Below are 23526 nucleotides of genomic sequence, written 5' to 3'. Positions count from 1 at the left end.
AGCATCCATATAGTGTCCTACATCAGATTAACAACCCCATCTATACAAAATCTATACACGACACGCTGGCTCAGGGCCTAGACGGCGATTCTATGACGGATCGGGACGATATAAATAACAAAAAAGAGTGTTCCCCAATGAAGGGAAACACTCTTTCTAGTCATCCGTATTATTTCAAGCCCAGCACTTCAACATCGTAGATCCGTGCAGCCGTATCCCCGCCCTGTGTCGCCTTCTCGATCTGAAGACGCACGTACCGTGCGGAGGTAAGTTCGATGGCATGGCTGCTGATCCCTTGCGTGTTGTCTGTGACCGAGACGGCATCCTTCCACTCCTTGCCGTCCGAGCTTACTTGAATGGAGAAGGCCCGCGTGTTGAATGCGGCCGGCTCGCCTCCGGCTTCCGCGTGCTTGATCACGAATTCGCTGACCTTGTGCTCGGCCCCCAAGTCTACCGTCAGCCAGTGCGGCCCGTCTCCGACGGCACACCATTTGGTGGCGGCATTGCCGTCCACTGCAAATGGCGGCGCTTCCTTCTCGTTAACGAAGCTGGATGCGGACGCGCTTTTGCCAAGAGCAAGGTTGCCGACGCCGTTCTCGGCTTCCCGGGTTACCGTGATGAGCTTCTTCTGGATCCGATCCTCGCCAACGCTATTTTTAGCGGTCAGCGTGACCTCGTACGTTCCTTCCTCGGGATAGGTCACTTTAGGATGCTGGTCCGTGCTGGACGCCGGCTGCCCGCCAGGGAAGCTCCAGCTCCAGGACTCCGTCACTTCCGAGGAAAGATCCGTGAATTGCACCGTTTCTCCCGGCGCAATCAGGGTTTTATCCGCTTTGAAGGCTGCCGTCGGCTTCGGATATTCCGGCCAATCGAAGCTGGCGGATGCCGCTTTTCCTTGCTGGTAGTGGCGGTTTACCGGAATCACAACCATTTTGGTTGCCTCCTCCTTAAGCGAACGCTTCATTTCCGGCACGTAATAAACGGTATTTCCCGTCATGCCCAACAGTTCGTACTTGCCGTCCGAATGGATGCGGTAAACCTGATAGTACAGAACGTCTTCATTCTGTTTCGGCGCTTCCCACGACAAGCGCGCATCACCATATATTCCATCGCGGAAATCATTCTCAATCACCCTCAAATCGGTTACCGCGTGCGGTTTCTTCGCCTTGTCGTTCACTTGCGTAACCGCCAGGCGGCCGATGTTGGCCCGATAATCCGCCTGATCTGCAGCGGACTCGAATTGAAGCGAGATTCCGGCAATCGTGCGGCCTTTATACTTGTTCAGCTTGACGCTTCCCTGCTTCCAATCCTGATTCGCCCCCGTAGCGGTCCACTTGCCAGGCTCGAAAAATTCGTACCGATCCGGCGCATCGGAGAATGCCAAACCGATCTTCACCTTGGCGTTCTTGGCATTGTCGGCATACACGAGCGATACTTCCGTGGTCGCTTCCACCGGGATATTCGCCTTATACAGCTTCAGATGGGTGGAGGAGCCTTGGCTTACGGCACCCGCCACTTGAAGCGAGCTGCCGCCGTAATAGGACTTGCCGAAATCAAATCCTGGTTTCAGGGCCTCACCTTGGCCGTTAGTCTCCGTGATCCATCGCCAGGTCGGCAAAATATCCTGCAGGCTCCGGTTGCTCCAATCGCGGCTTCGCATCACTTTGCCGTCCACCGCAAACAAATGGCCGTTGCCCGTATTGAAATGGGTGACGAATTCGGAGTCGGTCAGCACGGTTTTTGCAACGACATCATGGGCAATCCCTCTCCAGGCAAGCGGATCGGTCCCTGCAGGCTGTGACGTGTTCGCTGGATTCATTCCGGGTCCCACCCAGAAAATCTGCTCCTTATTCATGTACTCCTCATGGGTTTCGGAGCTGTTGAACGCCCAATCCGGACGGTAAATGCCCAGGGAGGTCGTGGCCTTCTTCCCTTCCGGGAACAGAACCGGCCAATTGAACCTGCCTTCGTAGCCCTTCGCCTCTACGTCAATGCCGGCATATAGATCATACGGACTGCGGCCAAGCTCCGCCGCTTTGGCCGGGGAGTTCAAGAACGGTGTAATGTAATCGTATTGGCCGTTCTTCTCGTCTTTGAACTGCCAGCGGAAATCGATGAACATATTGTCGGAAACCCGCTGATTTCCCTGTTGGAAGAACATTTCGTTCTTATCCGTCAAAGCCCCCTGCCACTTCACCGGTCCCTCCTCGATCATGGAATCGTACCAGATCACTTCCATGCCGGGCGCTTGGTTCTGCTGCAAGTAAGTCAGAAACTCAGCCATCTTCGCGGCATCTTCCGGCGTTCCGCCCTGCGTTTCCTGATTGATGAACCAGCCGTCAAATCCATAGTACGTCGCTACCTCGATCAGCTTATCCGCAACCGGGAAAGAACCGTCCTCCCGCTGCTTTAACAGATCATGCAGCCACTGGATTTTGCCTCCGTGCTCGGTTTGCGGCAAGAAAACGGTTCCAAAAACAGGGACCCCATTCTTGTGGGCCGCATCGATGACGTCGCTGCTTGGCGGAACGATTAATCCTTCGCCTGCGGAGCCGCCCCACATGACCAGCTTGTCGATATACTGCCAATTGCTGAACGTATAGGTATGGAATTTCTCCGAGCCTTGGGAAGGAGCTCCGCTTGTGCTCGGATACATGGAAGCGATCGATAGCACCTTCACTTCTTCCTTGGCATTGCCGTTTACTTTGCTTCCTTGGATGCGCTGATCCTCCAACTTCACCGTTCCCCGGTTAAAACGGGCATCCGGGTCCTTGGACGGCGACCATTCCAGCAGCGTGTTCGGATACCAATACGACGAATGCGGCTGGGCCGCTTCAGCTTCTCCGGCAAAGCCCGTCAGGGATGCGGCAAGCAAAGCCGTGCTCATCCAGGCCGCCATTCTGCGCTTCCACTGGGTTCTTGCGTAATAATCCGGTTTGATTCGTTTCATGGGAAAACCTCCTATTATTCGAAGATCATTTCGCTTACGCACATTGGAGCCTTTTTCGGTGAAGAAAGAAAGGACAGAGAGAAACGGCCGTAAGGAACAGCCGCTTCTACCCTTCATACCCTTTACGGATTACTTGTTTTGAGCCTTCCACTCATCGAACTGCTTTTGAGCTTCGGCGATCACTTTGTCGATGCCGGCATCCTGGAACTTTTGTTTAGCTTTCGGCAGATATTCGTCAGGATCGACAGAACCGGTGTACAGCGCCGGAATAAATTCTTTGGCTACGTTCGTGATGGCCGCGACCTCCGTTTTGACCGGAGCCGTGTCGAAATTAAAGCCGAACGTAGGCGCTACTACAGCAGAGGTGTTGAATTTCTCGAATGCTTCCCATTTGTCCTTCGGCTCGCCTTCGTGAAGGTACGTCAGGAACATGTTGCCAAGCGCGAAACCAGGCATCGCGTAGTTCTCCTGCATAGCAGGCATATCCTCGATATACGGCTCTTCAAGCTTCTTGTAGTGCGTTCCTTCCAAGCCGTATTGAATCATGTTCCGGAGTTTCACGTCCGTGTTCAGCAGGTTCAGGAACATCATCGCCCGCTCCGAATTTTTGGAGTAAGAAGAAATGGCCATCATCGAACCTGCTGCGGAGCTGGTGTAAATGACAGGATCATGCATCGGTCTGGTCACGATGTCATAACCCGCGTTTCTGGACCAGCCAAGCTCTGCGTATGGCTGCGTAATTTCGCGGTCCACGAGCCATTTGCCGGTTTTGATGTTGTCGATGCCGTCCAGCGTTGCAATGTCCTCGCGCACATAGCCCGCTTTATAGTATTTGCGCATGGTCGTCAGCGCCGATTTCAATTCAGGCGAATCCAGCAAATTCACGAATTTAAAGTCCTCGGTGTCCAGATACATGCCGATCGGAATTTCATCGCCGAGCGGGTAGTCAAACGGCATGTACGGTTTAAAGCCTTTCGGTACGGCAAGCGGCGTAATTTCCGCAGGCTCGTTCTCTTTAATCGTTTGGAGAAGCGGTTCCAGATCTTCAAGCGTGGTCACCTTGGAAATGTCCAGGTTGTACTTGTCCAGATACTTTTTGTTGAAGCGCCATACAAATTGCTGTGCCAGTTCCTTGTTGGCCGGGATGCCATAGTTGACGCCGTTAACCTTCGTTCCTTCCAGGAAACGGGGATCCAGTACTTCCTTAATGCCTTTTCCGTACTGATCAAGCAGTTCGTTCAGCGGCTTAAACGCGCCTTTTGCTGCATTTGGAAGGTAATCGAACGCCCACGAGCTGGTGAAGGCGATGTCGTAATTCTCGCCGGAGCTCGTAATCACCTGCATCCGCTGGCTGTAATCGCCCCAGTCGATCATGCTGATTTCGATCGTTGCATTGATTTTTTCCGTCAAATATTTATTGATTTCCTCTTGAACCATAGGCAGGTCTTTCTGGTTTGGCCCAATCATGTACATTTTCAGTTTGACCGGGTCCAGTTTGGAGGCATCGATGGTGCCGTCGCTTTGGACAGCCGCCTCTTCCTTCGCTGGTTCACTTGGCTTACTGCCGCCTTCCTTGCTGCCGCAGGCCGACAGTACAACGGTCAGCAGAAGCACGAGAGCAAGGGACAGTAAAGAAATCTTCTTCTTAAACATGAGTTTTTCCCCCTGTGTCACTTAATGGTTATTGCTATATTGATACCGCTTACACACCCGAGACATGAAAGCCGGATTTCTCCGGCAGTGTGCGCTTGCGGGTTCAACCTTATGAAATTATCCTTTGACCGAGCCTACGGTCAGACCCTGGACAAAATACCGCTGGAAGAACGGATACGCCATGACGATTGGCAGCGTGGCCAATACGACCATCGCCATCCTAACCGTCTCCGTCGGCAGGCCGGCGGCCACATCGAACGAGCCGATATTCTGCGCATTCTTCGTCAGGAAGTCCATGTTCTTCTCGATCTGCATGAGCATGAACTGCAGCGGTGGCGTCGCCTGCGGATTGTTATAATACAGCAAGGCGTTAAACCAGTCGTTCCAGTAGCCCAATGAGCTGAACAAGCCGATGGTGGCGATCCCCGGCAGCGAGACCGGCAGGACGATACGGATAAAGGTCAGAAATTCGCCGGCGCCATCGATTTTGGCGGACTCGATAATCTCATCTGGAATCGTCGTTTGAAAAAAGGTCCTCATGACGATAATGGAGAACGCGCTCAAGGATAGTGGAAAGATCAGCGCCCAGATCGTGTTCTGCAGATGCAGGAACTGGGTCATCACGATATAACCCGGTACCATGCCTCCCGAGAACAACATGGTGAAGAATGCCAGAAAGCTGAAAAACCCTCTAAATTCAAAGTTTCGGCGGGACAAGGCATACGCATAGGTCGTAACCAGCGCCAGACTCACCAGCGTTCCCAGCACTGTGACCAGGAGCGTCAAGCCGAATGAGGACAGCAATTCGCTTCCGGTTTTGAAAATATACTCGTACGCGGCCGTGCTGAACTGGCTCGGCAGCAGCCTAAAGCCTTCCAGGACCAGCGTCTTTTCGTCCGTCAGGGAAATAATGATAACAAATAGGAACGGAAAGATACAGGAGAACGAGAAGAGCCCGATCACGATATTGAAAATCGTATTCCACAAAGGGGAGATGGCATTATAGTCTCTCTTCCTGGAACGCTTGGCCGACTGGCGGGCGGTTTGCGTTGATAGCTGCGACATTGAAGTTACACCTCCCTCGGATTAGAAGATCGCATGATCTTTTTCGATTTTTCGAACGATATAATTGGCAACCAGAATCAGAACCAGTCCGACAAACGATTGGTACAAACCTGCTGCCGTGCTCATGCCGATGTCTCCCATGTTGATCAGACCGCGGTAGACGAAGGTATCGATGACGTTCGTAACCGGGTACAGCGCCCCCGAATCCTTCGGAAGCTGATAGAACAATCCGAAATCGGAACGGAAGATGCCGCCGATCGCCAGTATGGTCAGGATGATCATGAGCGGCTTCAGCAGCGGAATGGTGATGTACCGCACCTGCTTCCACTTGCTGGCGCCGTCGATGACGGCCGCTTCATAATAAGACTTGTCGATCCCTGTGATAGCCGCAAGATAAATAACGCTGTTGTAGCCTACACCTTTCCAGATGCCGACAAAAATGATGATGAAGGGCCAATACTTCGCTTCCGAATACCAGCTGATCGGCTCTCCTCCGAAATAGGTAATGATTTGGTTCAGCGTTCCTTTGTCCACGCTCAGAAAGGTGAACGCAAAATAACTGATGATGACCCACGACAAAAAATGCGGCAGAAACATGCCGGTCTGATATACCTTGGCCGTCCGCTTGTTGACAAGCTCGCTTAGCATGATTGCAAATCCGACCGCAATGACCAGGCCCAGAATGATAAAGGCGAGGTTATAAAGAATCGTATTTCTCGTAATGATATAGGCATCATTGGTCGTAAACAGATACTCGAAGTTTTTGAATCCTACCCATTCGCTGTTGAACACGCTGGCGAAGAAACCGTCCGGGTTTATGCGGAAATCCTTAAACGCGAGCACGGTACCAAACATGGGCAAGTATGCAAAGATCAGAAACCAAATGGTTCCGGGCAGTATCATCAGCAGCATGAACCGGTTGCGTATAACCTTTTTGATGAACCCCGACATGGGCACTCCTCCTCTTCCCTGTTAAATGCAAGTGATGCGACCGAGGCTTTAAAATCTCCCATGATCGTTGTCAATGCGGCTTTATCTCCAAGAGCCGGCCGTTATCTTCTCACTCGTCCTTTAACTACTTTTATTGTGCCAAGTAAGCGCTACCGCCCTCAAGTTGAAAAATACTAGAACGGGATGGATAAATTAAAGAATCCTCCACAAACAACAAGAAAAACAGGCCAAAGCGGATTCGCCTTGAGCCTGTCGCAAAGAGAAACGTTGGTGTTAGATCCGATACATGGACCTCATCTCGGTTGGAGATACGCCCGTATATTTTTTGAACTGCCGGTAAAAGTACGAGCTATCCGTGTAACCTACGCTGAAAGCGATATCCGCCGTCTTCTGATCGGTATGCAGCAGGAGCTGCGTCGCTTTCTCGATGCGGTACTGGTTCAAATAATCCGAAAAGCTTGCGCCGACCTCCTGCTGAAAGAGCTGCCCCAAATAATTCGGATGCATCTGCAACCGCTGGCTCAGCGTCTTCAAGGATAGCTCTTCCGGATAATGGTGCTGCACCTGTTCGACAAGGAACGATACATGGAGGCTGTACCCCTGTTCCGCTTCCTGCAGGCGCTGGAGGCTGCGCTCGACGATGCGCCATACATGGCTTCGGAGCCCCTGGAGCGTATTGATCCGGTGCATTGGCGTGAACACCTCGCTGTAGTCGGGGCTTTTCTCCACATCCTTTGCCGCTATCATCAGTTGAACTGCCGCATTCATGCAGGCTCCCCTGGGTACCGTCTGCGCCCCGCTGCCGCCGTCAAGAACGGATTCGATGTAGGCCTGCAAGGACGAAACATCGCCTTCGATCAGCAGCTTCGCAAAAGCATCAGGGCGAACCGACGGTGAAGATGCCGGATCGGACTCCGGTTCCGCAGACGGATGGTACAAGGTCTCTTCATCTCCTGCAATCAGGCAGGCGTTGAAATGGCCTTTCGCTAGCCTGTAGCTCTCCTGAATATCTTTAAAATCATGGACAGCCGCATGACCTTCGGCGCACCACATGCGCAAGCCGGTCAACTGCCGCAGCTTGGCCATGGCTCCTCGCATCCCCTCCCGCGCAGCATCCTTCCGCTCCTTCATCGAGGCCGTCAAAACAACGATGTCGTCATCCGCATCGGGAAAACAAATGACCTCATGATCTCCCCCAAGCTCCTCCGAAAGAGCCTGGCAGCATTCATCCGCCAGGTTGGTCAGGCGGAAGAGCTGGGATACCGAGCGCTCGTCGGATATGAGCCGCAGCACGTTAACCTGGTAAGACGGATAATGCAGCGGAATGCCGAGAAGCTCGGCTCTTTGCTTGAGCTCCGAGCTTTTGATTTCGCCGTTCACCCATCGCTGCAAAATATTGCTGCGAAGAACCTTCCAATCCTCCTCGGAGCGAAACCGCTTCAGCTCCTCGCGTTCCCAATCGCCCCGGATATGCTTGATCGTTGCTTCCAGCTCCTCGATGTTGATCGGCTTCAAAATGTAATTTTGGATGCCGAGCGTAATCCCTATCTTCACATATTCGAATTCCTCATACCCGCTAAGCACAATGAACTTGGTGCGGGGATGCATGGCTTTCACCTTCTTAATGAGCTCGAGTCCGTTCATTCTTGGCATCATAATATCCGTGATCAGCAGATCCACAGGCTCTTCCCTCAATTTCTCTAGCGCCTGCAGCCCATCGTTGGCCGAACCGGACACGTGCAGATCGTATTCCTGCCAATCCACAATCGTGGCCAATCCCTGAGCAATCAAAGGCTCATCATCAACAAAAAATACGCTCCTCATGTCGTTTCCCCCTTGCGAAGCTTCGGTATTTCCATGCGGACCTCGGTTCCCTGCCCCTCCGTGCTGTGGATGGTCACGCCATAACTGCTTCCGTAATTCAGAACGATCCGTTCATGCACGTTCATCAGCCCGATCGACCGGTAGCCCTTGTCGGGAGGCTGGAGAACCTTGTCCAGCGTCTGGCGGATCTGGATCAGCTTTTCCTCCGGTATGCCCGTTCCATTGTCCGAGACGGTGATCACGACCCGGTCCTCTGCCCCATGGGCCCGGACTGAAATTTTATTGTTGTCCTCAAGCGGACGGAATCCGTGAACGATATAGTTTTCCACGATCGGCTGGACGAGCAGTTTGATAATGCTAAGGTTTTGGATTTCCGGGTCGACCTCAATTTCCGTCTCCAGCCGCCCTTCATAGCGGATGCGGAACAAGTCGAGGTAAACCGAGCACATATCGATCTCCTCTTCAACGGTAACCATCGTGCTTTTCTTCACCATATTCTTGAACATGACCGACAGGCTGTATATCATTTGGCCCACTTCCTTCGCCCCCACGAAATACGCCTTCATGCGAATGGATTCCAGCGTATTGTATAAAAAATGGGGATTGATCTGCGACTGCAGGGCAACCAGCTCCGCGTTTTTTTGCTTGATTTCCGAGGTGTACATCTTATCGATGTACTGCTCCAAACGGTCGCCCATGTCGTTGAAACGGCGGGAAATTTGCTGCAGTTCGTCTTCGCCGGACATCTGGATGCGCGTCGACAGATCGCCTTCGCCGATGCGGTTCATCGAGCGGATGATCCGCTGCACTTTTTTGGAGAATTTTCGAACGATCGTGAACGTAATCGCAAAGCTGGCCGCCATAAATACAAGCGTGACCAGGATCAGTCCGGTCCTCAAACTCTCCGTGTTCTCCTCAATCGAGGATTTCGACACGATTCCCACCACCGACAAGCCCGCATTCCCGACATTCAACATGTTCACCTTGGAGGGTTCGTCCAGCTCCACCCAGTCTCCGGCTTTTTCCGGTTCCAAGCGGTAGGGATAGGTTTGACCGTCATACACATCCTCCGAGTCGTAAATCACGGTTCCCTGGGCGTTCAACACCATGATCCGGCCTTTGACCGAAGCTCTGCTCTCGAGCCAGGTCGATATTTGCCGGGCGTCGAACTCCACGTTCAACATGCCTACCCGTTCCAGGGTCCAAGGGTCCTTCAGCTCTCGCGAATAGGAATAGGACCTTGCACTGGAGCCTGCGGCTGAACCTGAAAGCTCGTTTAGCGGCATGGTATCCCAGCTGTGCTGCTCCCGGCGGGCGAACCAGTTCTCCCACTTGCTTTTGGAACCGGATTCATTATTCAGCTGCTGGTTGGTCCGGCTGATGTGCATATCAAAATCGTTCGGATAACTGTAGATGGACACGCTTTTGGCGCTGGGCTCCTGCTCCAGGTAATTCTTCAGCAGGGTATTAAAGGACCGCAAACGCTGCTCCCCCGTCTTGGTGTACAAATCCAGGCGGTATTTGAGGTAACTCTCATATTCGTTGTTCAAAAAATAGATCAGTTCGTCGCTCAGCGTGGCGTCGCCGTAAATCTGCTGGAATATATTTTGGATGCTCTCATACTGCCGGCTCAAATAGATGTTCAGGACATGCGCGGATTTGAGATTCGCATCCGTCTGTTCACGGAGTATGCGCTGCGTCTGGTATTGATAGACCAAGGTCGCCGCAATCGCGAACAGCACGATCATGACGGCCGAATACAGCACGACGATTTTGTTGAACATCTTTCGCTTCAGATGGTTTAAATAGAATTGGCGCAGTCTGAAAATATGTAACACACCCTGTTCTATAATGGTCACTTCGGCCCCCAGTGTACACCGTTTCCGTAAACCCTGGCAATTGAATTCTGCAGCTCTGTGAATGAGCACTGCTGTACCGGGACGGCATGGACGGGCTGAGCCGCAAACGGCAGGCTTCATTCCGTTCGTTCCCACCGAACGTGTTGCAGAGTCGCTAGGCATGGAAGTGGATGTGCCGAATCCCTCAACTTGTCCGCATAGGAGATCCAGAAGCAAGCAGAAGGTTTTGCTGAAGAGAACGCAAAGGGAGGGTACCGCAGATTATTTGAGGATCCGCCGCTTATGAAGAAGGCATGGCATATCACAGCTTTTAGATAACTTCCAGCTGCCGTGAAACTAGAGGAATGCCCCGCTGGATGTTGAATATTTTATTAAGGATCCGTGTTAGCTACTGCCGTGTTCATGTTGAATGAAACCCTTACGAACCGAGGATATGACTGATGAAACTTCAATTCCTATATAATGAATATCTCAATCTGAAATTCAATAGAGGATTACCGTCCGCTCCGATAGGCGGCTTTGCATACGGCCTTCTTGAGGACGGTGGCGCTGCATTATTCTTTGCCGAGCGTAACGATGAGGCTTTTGTGGAGTGGACGTATGAATTGCAGCCGAGGGACGCCCATTATGTTGCGAGCCCGGATTGGAAGCCTGTGCTGTCCGATTCTTTTAAACAGCTGGACGTCTATGATGAATTGGTATTCTATTATCTGCTGTTTACGATCAATGCAACGACGTCCATAGCCAAGATCAACCCGTACAATGCCATGAATGATTTCATGAAGAGCTATGGTTTCTTTCAGTTGTCTCAATTGAACGGTGTCACCGGCTTGAACGAGGAACAGAGGCTGCAATTAAGAGACTTTTTCTTTTTTTTCTACCTATACGCGCACCCGGTGAATGAGGAGACCCTCTACGCCTTTTCATTCCGCGGGCAGGATTTGATCCATACGAAAACCAACATTCATGTTGAGCATTATGTAACTGCATATCACGATTACTACAGCGAGCATCTCGGCAAGCACAAAGATCAAGTATTCATCGATCCCCCTGAAATCCAGGCATGCAAACATCTTACGCTGGAGCTGTTAAGGTCCATCGAGGGCAAATCGGCCAAGCTGGAGATGCCACCGGAAGAAGGATTAGAGGCCGTACTGCGGCTGGTCAATGACGTTGATGGTTTTATGCACATGCATTCGGTGGATAAAACGATGCTATTCGGGATCATGAGCGACTTTCTCTCGGACGCTCGCTCCACCCCTTACCGCGATCATTGCTTCCGTATGCTGCTTCAGAATTATGCCTGTTATGTCCTTTATTTTGAGTTTGAGCAAATTCATCATTTGGTGGATTATTTTAAAGATACGCCGGTATGGTGCGAGAGAATGATTAATTCCCTTTTTACGGATGCTATCTTTATGCAGAAGATCCTGCGGCATCACCGGATCGATATTGCCGATTATACGAACGTGACAGCGTTCTTTAATGAGGAGGCCCGGAGGATTTATTTGTAATCGCTGAGGGAGCATTTTATGGAGACCTTGATGAAATAAACTGCAGCAAAAGGAGCGAACGCCGGGTGCGTTCGCTCCTTTTTATCATCCATCTTCCGATTCATCGCAGTCACATACGATGAAAGTCCTCGTCTAAACGTTATGCATGGTATGGTCCAAGGGTTGATTATCCGAGAACAAGTCCGGATTGTCCTTAAGCATTTCCGTTATGACATCGGCCATCGCGGCCGCATCGCATACCCGGACGACGGCATCGCCAAGCTGCCCCTTATGCATCGCGCCCCGACTTTCCAGGACCTCATCGACCTTCCAAAAATGCTCCGACCACGACAACCCGCAATGTCTGCGGGAAGGCACCGGGATCTCCGTTCCATCCGGTAAAACCGTGTACAGCTTCTCATGGCCATCTGTTAACCTGCCCGGGATGTCCACCCACTCCTCGACTCCATGAATAAAGGTGTTGCGCTTTAAATCGACACCCACTAACAAAATCGTCGCCTTGTGGTCAAGCAGCTTGCCCCAAGCGGATCCTCTGGCGCATGGCGTGTCGAACCGATGGTCGTCGTTTGTGAACGGGATGGCATCCTGGCCCAGTGCCGCCACGGAATGCGTGGGGTGCAGCGAACGCACCACATCCGGACGTTTGCGAAAAAGCTCCGGCAGGATGCCGACGCAGGATGGGGATTGGTCCACGTAAAATCTCGGATTATCCGCATTAATATAAGACCACGTGTGGGTGGGCAGCACCAGCAGCCCCTCTTTCATATACGCTGTCAGCGCATCGAGGACCGTATCCGTGCCGCCTTCGACCGGCCCCATGCTCTTCATGGAAGAATGGACCAGCAAGGTCCCTTTTCCGTCAATGCCCAGCTGCTCTAATTGCTTCATTAAGCTTTCCCATGTGTGCATGTTCTTCTCCTCCCGGGCCAGGATATCTAAACTGGCTGTCACTATTATTTTTCGATGAATTCCCAGTGCAGTTCGGCGAATGTATCTCCTTTGATAGGCTTTTACATACGATACGTCCATGATATAGAGGACTGGGAATATTTGCAATGTTCCTATGCATAGGTTCTAACGTTCCAAGCTTCGCCTCTTTGCGCCTTATCGGTTACAAATACTTTCTTCTATACATCAAGGTAATCTGATCCGCAATGTATTCAGCGCTATGCTCGGTACCATCCTTAATCCACCACATAATAATTCCCAGAAGCGATGCTGCTACAATATCAACGGAGGCAACCCGACTGGTGGAATGGATGTTTCTGGCGTCTCTGCGTTGTTCTATCGTGTTTTTCAATAGGTTCGACAAGTGGGTTTTGAAGCCCGTATGCTCAACCAACACGGCGAAAATGTTCCGGTATTCATAAAAATAATTTAAAAATGTAATCAGCTGCTCCCGTTCGTTTCTGCTCTTCACTTGTAATAACGGCTCGACTTTCATGGACAGGTCGTCAAAGATCTCATGCACGATCTGGCGCAGCAAATCGTTAATATCCTCATAATGCAAATAAAACGTGGCACGATTTAGCTCTGCGCGGGTTGCGATTTTTTGGACGGTCAATTGAGAGATTTCCAGATTGTCGGCCAGTAATGAAAAAACGGCCTGTTTCAGCAGCTTTTTGGAGCGAACGGCTCGTGGATCCACTTTTTTATGTTCAGGCATGTCATTCCTCGATTATCATTTTTTTGTCACTTCATCGACCGATCTTCCTATACTGTCGTTTAGTCGACAGTTTCAGCAGAATTGTAAATAGGAATCACTCTTCAATGCTGATAAGATATATTTTATTGACACTGTGTCGAAAAAGCAATGAAGAGAGGACAACACCATGCAAGAAGACATAAAGAACATAAATAAAGGGATATTACTAACCATCTTAATCCTTGGTTGTTTCTTATCCACGCTCAATCAGACGCTGTTAAATGTCGCCTTAAGCAATCTAATGGATGTATTTGATGTCACGGCGGCCACCGTCCAATGGATTTCAACGGGATTTATGCTGGTTAACGGGATATTGATTCCGATTACGGCCTATTTAATGAAACGCTTTACCACGCGGCAATTATTTATAAGCGCCATGGCGTTTTTATTAATCGGTTCAGCCATCTGCGCGGCGGCGCCAAGCTTTGTTGCGCTCTTGTTAGGACGGATGATCCAAGCGGCCGGTGCGGGAATTGTCATGCCGCTCATGATGAGTGTTGTGCTCGCCATCTTCCCCGTTGAAAAACGCGGCAGCGCTATGGGGCTGCTGGGACTGGCCATGATTTTCGCTCCGGCCATTGGGCCGACGCTCGCGGGATTTATTGTCGAATACCACTCTTGGCGGTGGTTATTTATCGGTCTCATTCCACTTGTCATCATAGTCATCGCATTGGCATTCAAGTATTTGGTCAATGTATCCGAAACGGCCAAGTCGAAGCTTGATGTGGGAAGCGTTCTTCTGTCAACCGTCGGATTCGGCTTTATTTTATACGGCTTCAGCAGTGCAGGCAGTAAAGGCTGGGGCGATGCCATGGTCATCCTGTCCTTAGGCATCGGGATCGTGGTTACGGCCATATTCTGTATGCGACAAGTCAGGTCCGATGATCCCCTGTTGAACCTGTCTGTCTTCAAAAACAAAATCTTTACGTTAACGTCCCTTATTAACGTATTAGTCACGATGTTGATGTACGCAGACATGATCTTACTGCCTATTTATCTGCAGGACGGTCGCGGTTTTACAGCATTCGATGCAGGACTGCTCTTATTGCCGGGTGCGGTCGTCAATGCGCTGATGTCACCCGTCACCGGCAGGTTATACGATCGTTTCGGTGCGAGGCCGCTGTTCATCATTGGTTTGCTGTTTATTATTCCATCCATGTGGGCGGTAACAAATTTATCTGAGTCGACCACGTATATGTATTTGATGCTTCGTACCATTGGCCTGCGGATCGGATTAAGCTTCATTACCATGCCGCTCAATACGGCCGGACTCAATGCGCTGCCTAAACACCTCGGTACGCACGGTACCGCGGTTAACAATACCGTTCGCCAAATTGCCGGCGCCATTGGTACTGCCGTCGTGATTACGATTTATACCGTGCAGGCGACCAGCCATGCAACTGATGTGATGCTGAACAATCCTACAACGACTGCTGAACTCCTTAAATCCCTTACATCCATTTTAGGGGCAAGCGACGCCTACTACTTCATGATGATTTTGGCCGTCATCGCGTTAGTTATCACATTATTTATGCCGATGAAAAGCAAAGCCAGGATCGAACAAAAGTCCGTTTGATAAACCTAAAAAAGCTCTTCGATACCCGCCCGCATGCGAGAATCGAAGAGCTTTTCTTAGTGGCTTCTCAAGGCGTGCTCGATTCGCTTATCCGGCATGAACCAGATTACGGCAACGAGTACGAAAAAGAAGCCGGATATCCAAACACTCACATAGGCGGTCAAGGCCGCCGTCAAGTAGAGTAAAGGAGATAGTTTCCCTTTCCGGTCTTTGCCCATCGTTCCAACGAATGAGGAATCGCCGGAATGCTGGTTCATAATCATGCGCTGAAGGAGCCAGTACGAGAGCGCAGCTAAGAATAGAATGATCCCGTACAGCGCCGTCGGTGTAGCTGCAAAATGGCTTTCCCCCATCCAAGCTGTCGTGAACGGCACAAGGGATAGCCAGAACAGCAGCAGCAAGTTGAGCCACATCAACCGCCCGTTCATCGTTCGAACCATATGCAACAGGTGATGATGATTGTTCCAGTAGATGCCGACATAGACGAAACTGAAAATATAACTAACTAGTTTTGGACCTAATTCGACTAGCGCATGCCAGTCATGGCCTTCCGGCACTTTGAATTCCAGCACCATGATCGTAATAATGATGGCCAACACGCCATCGCTGAATGCTTCCATCCGATTTGCTTTCAAATCGTCTCACCTTTTCCCCTCGCAACATATGTTTCTTATTCCATTATAGAGATCGTTTGTCCTGAGTCCACCTACTTTTCACCTGAATTTTCAGGTCGGCGAACAATAAAGAAAGGAACTGGCTCCATTGCCAGTTCCCGCGTTATTTTATGAAGCCTATAGTCATGGCTTAATGTGTATCGGTCTTAAATATAGGGGTACAAGCCAGAGCTATACACAGCTCATGCAAACTCGTATTTTTTAAACCGGTCTTTCAGTTCTTCTTCATACGGCAGCCACTCGAAATCACTCCATAAAGACATGCCTACGAGTTCCGATAGCTTATCAACGGCCTGTGCCGGACTCGTCATCCGAATGAAGTCGTCAAAAGCTTCCTCGCGGATATCCAACGCTTCCCGCAGGTAATCATCCTGAAGACGCTGTTCCTGGAGTCCATATTCGTCTCGCACCAACGGGTGACACAAGATTCTCTCGGCTTGGAGGTCCCCTTTCTCAAAAATCGACAACTCGAATATTTCATCATTGATTAAGCCGACCGTCATCACCGGCTCCTCGATAAGCCGGGACAATGATTTGCCGGCCTTCTTCACCGTACCCCATACAAAATAATCGTGAAGCACGCTGATCCAGTTTTCATTGCTGCTTATGTACATTACGGTTTTTTGCGTTTGTTCTGACTGGGCATCATCCGAAACCGCTTGGTTTGGATTGGACGACTTGCCTAATACTTCGCCCGAACCTTCGCTCAGCGCTTTTAACGCTTCAATCGTCTTCTCAAAATGGTTCGACTTGATATGCAAATTCGCGAAACTTCTTCCCACGATTTAGCCTCCTTGCCTTAAATCAATAAGATCATTAGCGTCATGATCTTCGACATGATAGCCGGCTAATATCGGTTATATAGACTCTTCAAAGCCCGGCTTTACGCGAGAGCATTCAAATTCGGTTGTGCTCACGGCTCAGCTGACGGAGAAATCAGCAAAGGCAGATCCGCCTTGATAGATAGGCGCTACAGGTCTCCACCGGTGTCTTCCGTTACCAAAATAAAAATCGCCGTCCGATTCCCCGGCAGGGATCGTGAACGGCGACCATTTTAGAGTCATCACCTAGGCAGCAGTCATTTCGGGTCAATACCGATATCACTTTACAAAGCTAGTCGGCCAATTCCGCCAGCACCTTGCCAAGTCGGTCAAGCAGCTGTTCATTAGCTTCTACGCAGAGGGGCTTAGCTTTTTCAAAATCCTCTTGTTTCTTGAAACGTTGACGGAAGGCGACCTTGGTGCGGCCATCGAAGCCCTCAAAGGTAGCCGTCACCCGAAATTCGTGAACGTTTAGATGATCAATCACGACCCGCTCCGTCGGCACGAACTCAACAAAGACATTATGGTTGGGATAATCCACGCCATCCGGTCCGTGCATGGTGAACTTCCACGTACCTCCCGGCCTCATATCGCACTCGTGAAACGTATTGCTGAAGCCTCTGGGCCCCCACCATTTTGCTAATAAATCAGGGGTTGTCCATGCCCGATACACAAGCTCCTGCGGGACATCGTACTCGCGCGCAGCGATAAATTCATTCTCACCTATGGTCATGTTCCTACCTCCCCTTCTACTACCTTGCCCAGTGTGTCCAACATGATGTTAGTCCCGTGTTCCCGTATTTCTGGCGTATCATGTCCGTCAAAGAATGCACCTTGCTCTGTGAAAATCAACTTCGTACCACCCTCCACCTTGATAAACTCGACCGTTGTGATCGAGACGGAGACACGTACGTCACCTGAATCCAATGTGTACGTATAGACAATACGCTGCTCTGGAACAAGCTCCTGGTAGCTGGCATCGAAGGTAAAGACCGGCCCTTCCGGCGGCCCGCCGCGGCTGTACTCCCGTCCCCCAACCTGGAAATCGAAGATCTCCGGCTTCGAAAACCACTTGGCTTTAGCAATCGGGTCGGCCCATGCTTGATAAACCCTCTCCGGTGTAGCCGCATAAATCCGTTCTACGACGAAGGTTCCATGCTTGACGAATCGTTCGTTCATTCATTTTCCTCCTTATGTTTCGAAATTCCATTCTCTTCGGCAAGAAAATCTCCCAACAGATCCAAATGTCGCTCCCAACCCGTTTGCCGCTCAATGACCGGTTTCTCAAATCTCATCTTCATCGCCTGCAGAAGGCTCGTGAAATCTTCAACCGTTAATTCCGCCTTGCCCTGCATAAGCTTGGATACATATCTTAGCTGCTCCAATAGTTTCTGCTGCAGTTTAATCTGTTCTTTGATTTGGTCGATCTGCAGTTCCACGATCTCAAGCGGACTAATCTGCCCGCCATTCAAGGCCGATTTAATCTCCTCCAGAGATAATCCCAGCTCCTTAAGCGATAATATCTGGTGCAAACGCGACAAATCCGATTCATTGTACAGCCTGTGGCCGGATTCCGTTTGCCCCGACGGAGAGAACAACCCGATTTGATCATAAAACCGCAGGGTTCGGACGGTAAGCCCCGTCAGCTTGGCGAGATCCCCGACCTTCCAATGTCTCTTCATGAACCATCTCCACTCTTTTGCGCTAGCTATGTACCGGTAGATCTATTGTAAAACATTACGTTACGTAAGGTTCAAGTGAAATCATGACGCTCTGCCATAATTTTTTGACGCCCTTATTTTGAACACAAGCTGTTGGTCCAGTCTTATGACAGTCCTCCAGAATAGAAACAGCCTTTGCTGACAATTGGGTATTAGCAAAGGCTGTCATATTTAATTCTCTACTTCCCTTACTTGGACTCAATACGCCCCAGCGGGATGGCGCTCTCTTCCAGAGCCGCACGAGCTGCCGGCCAGCTAGAATCTTCAAGGTCGAGCGCGTTGCGAAGGTAGGCCAACGTGAGCCGCTGGATCAAGTCAACTCGTTCGGGACTCTCATCCGTCGTCTCCGCGACACTATAGCCGGAGATCCCGCCGAGCGAGTGCTCTGCCCCGAAGAGAGTGAGCAGGCTCTTGCTGCCCGTGCTCAGGAAGTACGGGTCGGTGAACCAGTCCGGCCCCCGAGTGGACAGTCTGGACTGGTCATGGTCCCCCGCTACCACGAGGGTCGGCGTGCTCATCTCCGTGAAGCTCGGGTTCATGAAGGGAAAGTGCTCTGCCGCGAACGGACTCAAGTCAGCTCCACCCTTGCCAGTCGTGGCAAGCAGCACGCCCGCCTTGATGCGCGAGTCGGACATATCCTCTCCCGGCTCGCCGTTGTGATCGAGGACTCGCGCGCCGAGCAGCATGCTCACCGTCTGGCCTCCCCAGGAGTGGCCGGCTGCGGCGATGCGGCTCCGATCGAGGCGCCCACTAAGACCGGGAACGGAAGCTTCGATAAGATCAAGCTGATCGAGGATGCGCTTCAGGTCCTCGACTCGGAAACGCCAGATCCGTGGCGTGCGGGGATCGTCAGGAGGAAGGTTCAGCGTCCTCGAGTCGAGATGAGTGGGTTGAATGACCACGAAGCCGTGAGCAGCCCAGTAGTCGGCCAACGGGCCGTAGCCGTCCAGCGACCAGCCAAAGCCGTGCGAGAAAACAATAATAGGCAATTCACTTCCTGCCGCGGGTGCAGACACTCGCACTTGCAGATCCTCGCCGCGCCCTGGGGCCGATAGAACTACCGGTTTCACCGAGATGACCGGAGCAGACATACTAATGTTGATTTCCATAATAGATGTTCCTTTCTTGGAGAAAGATTGGCCAAACCGTTGAAGGGAAGAAGCAGTCAAGCAGATTCCTGAGATATACCGGATTCAAAGGTTGATGTATCAACCAAGGCAACAATAACACATTGAAGTTGACACGTCAACCATGCTATGATGTTTCTATGGATAAGAACGAGCTGAACGAAGAGGAAATGCGAATATGGCATATGTGGAAAGGCTCCTTTCAGAGCATTCTCGGTCGTGTAATCAAAGAGATGTCTGAACACACAGGACTATCAGAGGGTGATTATGGGGTATTGGATCGGTTAGACCTTTTGGGGAACGGTAGCCTTCGCCAACAGGAATTGGCCGACTCGATGAACTGGGATAAGAGTCGATTATCCCATCATCTGACGCGAATGGAAAAACGCAGACTTGTGATGAGGAAACCATTAGACACGGATCGTGGTGTTCAAGTCGTCATCACTCCCGCCGGAAAATCGGCATTGGATGATGCCCGTCCCATAGTCTCCAAGGCAATACGCAAACACTTCCTTGACCAATTAACGGATCAAGACATTGAGTCGATTACGAAGCTTGCGGAAAGGACAAAATCAGGGTCTTCAGGGTCTTCAGCGTCTTGTGAAGCCCCGTCGACATGACTGCATTTTTGCGGTTATTCATGAAGTGGATAAGTGAATCGGTACTCGGATGAAAGAAAAGAACTCTCCAGACTCGGAGGGTTCTTTCATTTTTATCGATATACTTCACCCTAAGAGCGGCCCCGGCTCAAGGTTATATTGGCTATGGGCCCGATCCCATAACATTCTACTTCTCCCGCTCCTTTATCACCTGCTCAATCCCGAGCAGAATCAGCTTCAAGCCGAACTCGAACGCCTTGTCGGTCCCCATCAGTTCGAACAGGCCGCTCGTGAACATTTTCCGGAACAAGCCTGCATCCGTCTCGCTCATGGATTCCAGGAGACGAAGCATTTTCCCACCCGGAAGCGCTTCCTCTCCCTGGTCTTTAAGAATCGCTGCAACATTTCGCTGGTGCTCATAATCGTCCAGAACGAAGTTGAAGACATAATTCATAAGGGTAAGAACCACTTGCATTTTCTGCTCCTGCTCAAGCGGCGTCGATTCCACACAGAGCAGCATACGGTTGTTGAGCCGGATAATGTCCGCTTCGTGGGGGAGCGTCAACATCATGAGCTGCGTGGAGCAAGGATAACGGCCGAGAACTCTTCGAACCGTTACTGCAAGCTCTTTCAGTTGCTCCTTCCAGTCTCCCTCGGAGTGGTGTTCTTCTAGAATCACCTTCGAAACGTGGTTGGCCAGACGCTGATAGAGATGCTGCTTGTTCTTGAAGTACCAGTATAGAGAGGGAGCCTGAATCCCAAGCCGGTCGGCCAATCGTCTCATGCTGAATTTCTCGATACCCTCTTCTCCAAGAAGCTCCCACGAGGTTTCCAAAATCTTATCCTCCGAAATCTGAGGCTGTTGTTTTTTCATCGGTATCCGCCCTTTTATCTAACAGTGTAAGTTTATTGTTTACAGGTTCATAAGTTCATGATATCATCTAACACTGTAAGGTTCAATCTAACGCCGTTAGATAGACACCGAAGCATATAATGAAAGTGGTGATCCACATGGATGCAGAAAACCTCCATTACTTTGAAAAAGCCCCAGTCGCAAAAGCCGTAGCTCACTTCGCTGTACCGATGATGCTAGGCACGTCAATGAGCGTCATCTATTCCATCTTAAATGCCTATTTCCTTGGTACTCTTCACAATACCGCCATGTTAACCGCACTCGCGTTAACCTTGCCGTTATTCGCAATTATTATGGCGCTAGGCAACTTGATTGGCATGGGTAGCGGTACATTCATCTCCCGTTTGCTGGGTGAGAAAAAATATGATGATGTAAAGCAAGTATCTTCATTCGCTTTTTACAGCAGTTTGGTTCTCGGTCTGATTGTGATGGCCGTCGGTCTTCCGTTGATCGATCCCATCGTTTATGGCCTGGGGGCAACGCTTGACTCCTTCGGATTCACGAAGGAGTATGTCACGATTATGCTTATCGGTTCACCAATCGTCGTATTATTCTTCACGCTGGAGAATATCGTGCGCTCGGAGGGTGCAGCCATCACATCGATGATCGGTATGATTCTCAGTGTGGTCGTTAATATTATTCTCGATTCGTTCGTCATCTTCGTGTTTCATTGGGATGTGATTGGCGTTGCGTCTGCTACGGTCATTTCCAACTTGGTTGCGAGTGCATTCTACGCCTTCCATATGGGATACAAGAGCCAATTCTTAACCGTCTCCGTAAAATGGTTCAAGGCTTCCAAGGAGATTCTGAGCAATGTATTCAAAATCGGAGTTCCCGTCTTTATTATGAGTATCTTTTTGGGTGCAATGTCGCTCATCTTAAATCGTTTTCTTATTGAATATGGGGATCCGGCTGTAGCGGCTTACGGAATTTCATCACGTTTATTGCAATTTCCTGAGTTTATTCTGATGGGCTTATGCGAGGGAGTCGTGCCGCTCATTGCCTTTTCCTTTACAGCGAATAAATTACGGATGAAGCAAACCATTGGATTTACGATCAAAACGATTGTGGCGTTAGCCATCGTATTCGGTGTCATCGTCTATCTGATTTCCGATCACTTAATCGGTTTATTTACGAATGACCCGCAATTAATTGAAATGGGCAGCTACATTTTGCATGTGACATTCTTATCCTTGTTCATTACAGGAATGACCACGTTGTTTACGGGGATTTTCCAGGGAACAGCGCAAGGAACGGCCGCGTTTATTATGTCCGTTATTCAAGGAGTTACTCTGATTCCTGTGCTCTATATCGCCAATTGGATGAACGGCTTCCACGGGGTGATCTGGTCGCTCGTCATTGCGGATGCCGTCGCATTCCTTGTCGGTGCCATCATGCTGTATGTTTTGCGGAACAAATTGCAGCCGGATTTGGATAGTTTAGTTCAGTAGAAAAATCATATAACACGCAAGCAGGCAGGATAAGGGCACTCCCCGTTTTTAGGTACATCGGCGAATAAGCATTGTCAGAATCATTAGCTTTGCGAAATAAAGAAACATATCTGTCATTAGAGGAGCTTCGTGTCATGACGGAAATGAAGCGAACAAGCGGATCAAAGGCTGTCCGTAACCCCTTGAGGATACAATTCGGGATACTGTAAATTGGTTTAAAGCAACGGACACAACTGGATAAAGGTGAGGCGTGAAAACTTCTTACACAAAAATCGCGTCCTCCAAGGGGAGAACGCGAACTGAAGCAGATTTATTTCCTGTTTCAACATCGTCATAAACGCTTTCGGGCAACCACCGCTAACCGGCCGTTTTCGGTCGAGTACTCGCACGTGGACAGTACAATAAGCTTGTCGCCATACCTGGCTGTTACGCCCGTGTCATAAAGAGCGAGTTTTTTGATGTTGTGAACATACGAATCGAACTTGGCGGGCGTACTTACATTCTCAATCTGGTAGTATTTAAAAACGTCGTCCGATTTGCGATAAACTTGTGACAGAATGACGGCAACAATCTCATACTCTTCCTTTTCGTAAAGCGTGCTGAACTGGAACGTAGCATGCTCTTTATAAAAGCTTTCGTTCTTGTACTTCATTAAATCTTTAAACATCCAGCCGCTTTTCATGTGATGGCCATGAATCAGCAAAATATCCGAACCGTTGGTCCGGCTATGCGCGTCCAAAAAGGGGAGGCCGCTTTTGTTTTCCTTTTTATCGAAATCATGATCGAGATAGTATTCCGCATCCTGTGGATTCTGCATGACCGGGTACTCAATTCGGGTGCCGTCCATCTTCAGCCAACCGACGATGTCCGAGTTCCTCTCGTAAAGCTCTCGAAATTCGGGAAGCATGACCAGCTCATTCGCCTTATGGAACAAAACGGAGGGGGATGCAGCCCCTCCGCCTTTGTGCGACCCTTCCTCCCAAGCTGTTGCCAGCTCTTCGATTTTCTGCTGCTCCGCATAATCCCGCAAGAGAGTTCTCGAAAAATTAACGAGCGAAAATACCAACACAAGGAAAGAAACGGCGATAAGAATTTTTTTGGTTTTGCTCATTTCTTACCGCCT

20 protein-coding genes and 1 pseudogene are annotated in these 23526 nt (G+C 50.3%); 4 read left to right on the top strand and 17 right to left on the bottom strand.

Going from position 1 to position 23526, the window contains the following annotated elements; genetic code table 11:
• Positions 1–169: 169 nt before the first annotated feature.
• From BMX45_RS10525 to BMX45_RS10500, 6 genes are all read right to left on the bottom strand, one after another.
• Positions 170–2950, bottom strand: coding sequence for an endo-beta-N-acetylglucosaminidase (locus BMX45_RS10525; protein WP_090909636.1), 2781 nt, complete (start codon positions 2948–2950; stop codon positions 170–172).
• A 129-nt stretch (positions 2951–3079) separates the two neighbouring features.
• Positions 3080–4603, bottom strand: a complete 1524-nt coding sequence (locus BMX45_RS10520; RefSeq protein ID WP_090909635.1) for an ABC transporter substrate-binding protein — start codon at positions 4601–4603, stop codon at positions 3080–3082.
• A 117-nt stretch (positions 4604–4720) separates the two neighbouring features.
• Positions 4721–5668 carry a carbohydrate ABC transporter permease gene (locus BMX45_RS10515; RefSeq protein WP_090909634.1) on the bottom strand — a complete coding sequence of 316 codons (948 nt, stop codon included), beginning with the start codon at positions 5666–5668 and terminating at the stop codon, positions 4721–4723.
• Between the two features lie 21 nt (positions 5669–5689).
• Entirely contained in the window at positions 5690–6619 is a 930-nt protein-coding gene (locus BMX45_RS10510; protein WP_090909633.1) for an ABC transporter permease, read from the bottom strand.
• Between the two features lie 273 nt (positions 6620–6892).
• Positions 6893–8443 carry a response regulator transcription factor gene (locus BMX45_RS10505; RefSeq protein ID WP_090909632.1) on the bottom strand — a complete coding sequence of 517 codons (1551 nt, stop codon included), beginning with the start codon at positions 8441–8443 and terminating at the stop codon, positions 6893–6895.
• Complete coding sequence (locus BMX45_RS10500) at positions 8440–10281, bottom strand: sensor histidine kinase (protein WP_254778025.1); 1842 nt, start codon at positions 10279–10281, stop codon at positions 8440–8442. The genes BMX45_RS10505 and BMX45_RS10500 overlap by 4 nt, the downstream gene beginning before the upstream one ends.
• A 461-nt stretch (positions 10282–10742) precedes the next feature.
• Here BMX45_RS10500 and BMX45_RS10495 point away from each other — a divergent pair, with 461 nt between their 5' ends.
• On the top strand, positions 10743–11816 hold the full coding sequence (locus BMX45_RS10495) for a hypothetical protein (protein ID WP_090909630.1): 1074 nt from the start codon (positions 10743–10745) through the stop codon (positions 11814–11816).
• Between the two features lie 132 nt (positions 11817–11948).
• Here the strand turns inward: BMX45_RS10495 and BMX45_RS10490 are convergent, their stop codons facing one another.
• Together BMX45_RS10490 and BMX45_RS10485 are read right to left on the bottom strand one after the other, a co-directional pair.
• The gene (locus BMX45_RS10490) at positions 11949–12725 is read right to left on the bottom strand and encodes an AAC(3) family N-acetyltransferase (RefSeq protein WP_090909629.1); all 777 of its coding nucleotides are present in this window, start codon (positions 12723–12725) and stop codon (positions 11949–11951) included.
• A 202-nt stretch (positions 12726–12927) separates the two neighbouring features.
• On the bottom strand, positions 12928–13482 hold the full coding sequence (locus tag BMX45_RS10485) for a TetR/AcrR family transcriptional regulator (protein ID WP_090909628.1): 555 nt from the start codon (positions 13480–13482) through the stop codon (positions 12928–12930).
• Positions 13483–13648: 166 nt separating this feature from the next.
• Here BMX45_RS10485 and BMX45_RS10480 point away from each other — a divergent pair, with 166 nt between their 5' ends.
• Positions 13649–15097: a DHA2 family efflux MFS transporter permease subunit gene (locus BMX45_RS10480; protein WP_090909627.1), complete on the top strand. Its 1449-nt coding sequence runs from the start codon at positions 13649–13651 to the stop codon at positions 15095–15097.
• Positions 15098–15153: 56 nt separating this feature from the next.
• Here the strand turns inward: BMX45_RS10480 and BMX45_RS10475 are convergent, their stop codons facing one another.
• From BMX45_RS10475 to BMX45_RS10450, 7 genes are all read right to left on the bottom strand, one after another.
• On the bottom strand, positions 15154–15732 hold the full coding sequence (locus BMX45_RS10475) for a TMEM175 family protein (RefSeq protein WP_090909626.1): 579 nt from the start codon (positions 15730–15732) through the stop codon (positions 15154–15156).
• Between the two features lie 221 nt (positions 15733–15953).
• Positions 15954–16553 (bottom strand): hypothetical protein, encoded by a 600-nt coding sequence (locus BMX45_RS10470; protein WP_090909625.1) that lies wholly within the window; start codon positions 16551–16553, stop codon positions 15954–15956.
• Between the two features lie 138 nt (positions 16554–16691).
• On the bottom strand, positions 16692–16835 hold the full coding sequence (locus BMX45_RS31280; RefSeq protein ID WP_175495083.1) for a hypothetical protein: 144 nt from the start codon (positions 16833–16835) through the stop codon (positions 16692–16694).
• A 49-nt stretch (positions 16836–16884) separates the two neighbouring features.
• Entirely contained in the window at positions 16885–17325 is a 441-nt protein-coding gene (locus BMX45_RS10465) for an SRPBCC family protein (protein WP_090909624.1), read from the bottom strand.
• Positions 17322–17771: an SRPBCC family protein gene (locus BMX45_RS10460; protein ID WP_090909623.1), complete on the bottom strand. Its 450-nt coding sequence runs from the start codon at positions 17769–17771 to the stop codon at positions 17322–17324. Before BMX45_RS10460 ends, BMX45_RS10465 begins: the two co-directional genes overlap by 4 nt.
• Entirely contained in the window at positions 17768–18274 is a 507-nt protein-coding gene (locus BMX45_RS10455) for a MerR family transcriptional regulator (protein ID WP_015738063.1), read from the bottom strand. Before BMX45_RS10455 ends, BMX45_RS10460 begins: the two co-directional genes overlap by 4 nt.
• Before the next feature lie 227 nt (positions 18275–18501).
• The gene (locus tag BMX45_RS10450) at positions 18502–19422 is read right to left on the bottom strand and encodes an alpha/beta hydrolase family protein (RefSeq protein WP_090909622.1); all 921 of its coding nucleotides are present in this window, start codon (positions 19420–19422) and stop codon (positions 18502–18504) included.
• Positions 19423–19580: 158 nt separating this feature from the next.
• Between BMX45_RS10450 and BMX45_RS31750 the strand changes: the two are divergent.
• Positions 19581–19853, top strand: a pseudogene (locus BMX45_RS31750) (MarR family winged helix-turn-helix transcriptional regulator); the annotation flags it as partial.
• A 373-nt stretch (positions 19854–20226) separates the two neighbouring features.
• Here BMX45_RS31750 and BMX45_RS10440 read toward each other — a convergent pair.
• Positions 20227–20913 (bottom strand): TetR family transcriptional regulator, encoded by a 687-nt coding sequence (locus BMX45_RS10440; protein WP_090909620.1) that lies wholly within the window; start codon positions 20911–20913, stop codon positions 20227–20229.
• Between the two features lie 137 nt (positions 20914–21050).
• Here BMX45_RS10440 and BMX45_RS10435 point away from each other — a divergent pair, with 137 nt between their 5' ends.
• The gene (locus BMX45_RS10435; protein ID WP_090909619.1) at positions 21051–22403 is read left to right on the top strand and encodes an MATE family efflux transporter; all 1353 of its coding nucleotides are present in this window, start codon (positions 21051–21053) and stop codon (positions 22401–22403) included.
• 331 nt (positions 22404–22734) lie between these two features.
• Here BMX45_RS10435 and BMX45_RS10430 read toward each other — a convergent pair whose 3' ends face one another.
• The gene (locus tag BMX45_RS10430; RefSeq protein WP_090909618.1) at positions 22735–23514 is read right to left on the bottom strand and encodes a class B sortase; all 780 of its coding nucleotides are present in this window, start codon (positions 23512–23514) and stop codon (positions 22735–22737) included.
• Positions 23515–23526: the final 12 nt, after the last annotated feature.

Origin of the sequence: Paenibacillus sp. cl141a (genome assembly GCF_900109305.1) — a bacterium.
Taxonomy (GTDB): domain Bacteria; phylum Bacillota; class Bacilli; order Paenibacillales; family Paenibacillaceae; genus Paenibacillus_AQ; species Paenibacillus_AQ lautus_A.
This window is presented reverse-complemented; position numbering and strand designations above follow the sequence as displayed.

Bases quoted from the DNA above. Each gene is read 5' to 3' on its own strand.
- BMX45_RS10460 (WP_090909623.1), bottom strand. From the start codon at position 17,771: ATGAACGAACGATTCGTCAAGCATGGAACCTTCGTCGTAGAACGGATT.
- BMX45_RS10455 (WP_015738063.1), bottom strand. From the start codon at position 18,274: ATGAAGAGACATTGGAAGGTCGGGGATCTCGCCAAGCTGACGGGGCTT.
- BMX45_RS10435 (WP_090909619.1), top strand. From the start codon at position 21,051: ATGGATGCAGAAAACCTCCATTACTTTGAAAAAGCCCCAGTCGCAAAA.
- BMX45_RS10505 (WP_090909632.1), bottom strand. From the start codon at position 8,443: ATGAGGAGCGTATTTTTTGTTGATGATGAGCCTTTGATTGCTCAGGGA.
- BMX45_RS10510 (WP_090909633.1), bottom strand. From the start codon at position 6,619: ATGTCGGGGTTCATCAAAAAGGTTATACGCAACCGGTTCATGCTGCTG.
- BMX45_RS10485 (WP_090909628.1), bottom strand. From the start codon at position 13,482: ATGCCTGAACATAAAAAAGTGGATCCACGAGCCGTTCGCTCCAAAAAG.
- BMX45_RS10465 (WP_090909624.1), bottom strand. From the start codon at position 17,325: ATGACCATAGGTGAGAATGAATTTATCGCTGCGCGCGAGTACGATGTC.
- BMX45_RS10450 (WP_090909622.1), bottom strand. From the start codon at position 19,422: ATGGAAATCAACATTAGTATGTCTGCTCCGGTCATCTCGGTGAAACCG.
- BMX45_RS31280 (WP_175495083.1), bottom strand. From the start codon at position 16,835: ATGACTCTAAAATGGTCGCCGTTCACGATCCCTGCCGGGGAATCGGAC.
- BMX45_RS10520 (WP_090909635.1), bottom strand. From the start codon at position 4,603: ATGTTTAAGAAGAAGATTTCTTTACTGTCCCTTGCTCTCGTGCTTCTG.
- BMX45_RS10525 (WP_090909636.1), bottom strand. From the start codon at position 2,950: ATGAAACGAATCAAACCGGATTATTACGCAAGAACCCAGTGGAAGCGC.
- BMX45_RS10490 (WP_090909629.1), bottom strand. From the start codon at position 12,725: ATGCACACATGGGAAAGCTTAATGAAGCAATTAGAGCAGCTGGGCATT.
- BMX45_RS10440 (WP_090909620.1), bottom strand. From the start codon at position 20,913: ATGAAAAAACAACAGCCTCAGATTTCGGAGGATAAGATTTTGGAAACC.
- BMX45_RS10515 (WP_090909634.1), bottom strand. From the start codon at position 5,668: ATGTCGCAGCTATCAACGCAAACCGCCCGCCAGTCGGCCAAGCGTTCC.
- BMX45_RS10495 (WP_090909630.1), top strand. From the start codon at position 10,743: ATGAAACTTCAATTCCTATATAATGAATATCTCAATCTGAAATTCAAT.
- BMX45_RS10480 (WP_090909627.1), top strand. From the start codon at position 13,649: ATGCAAGAAGACATAAAGAACATAAATAAAGGGATATTACTAACCATC.
- BMX45_RS10430 (WP_090909618.1), bottom strand. From the start codon at position 23,514: ATGAGCAAAACCAAAAAAATTCTTATCGCCGTTTCTTTCCTTGTGTTG.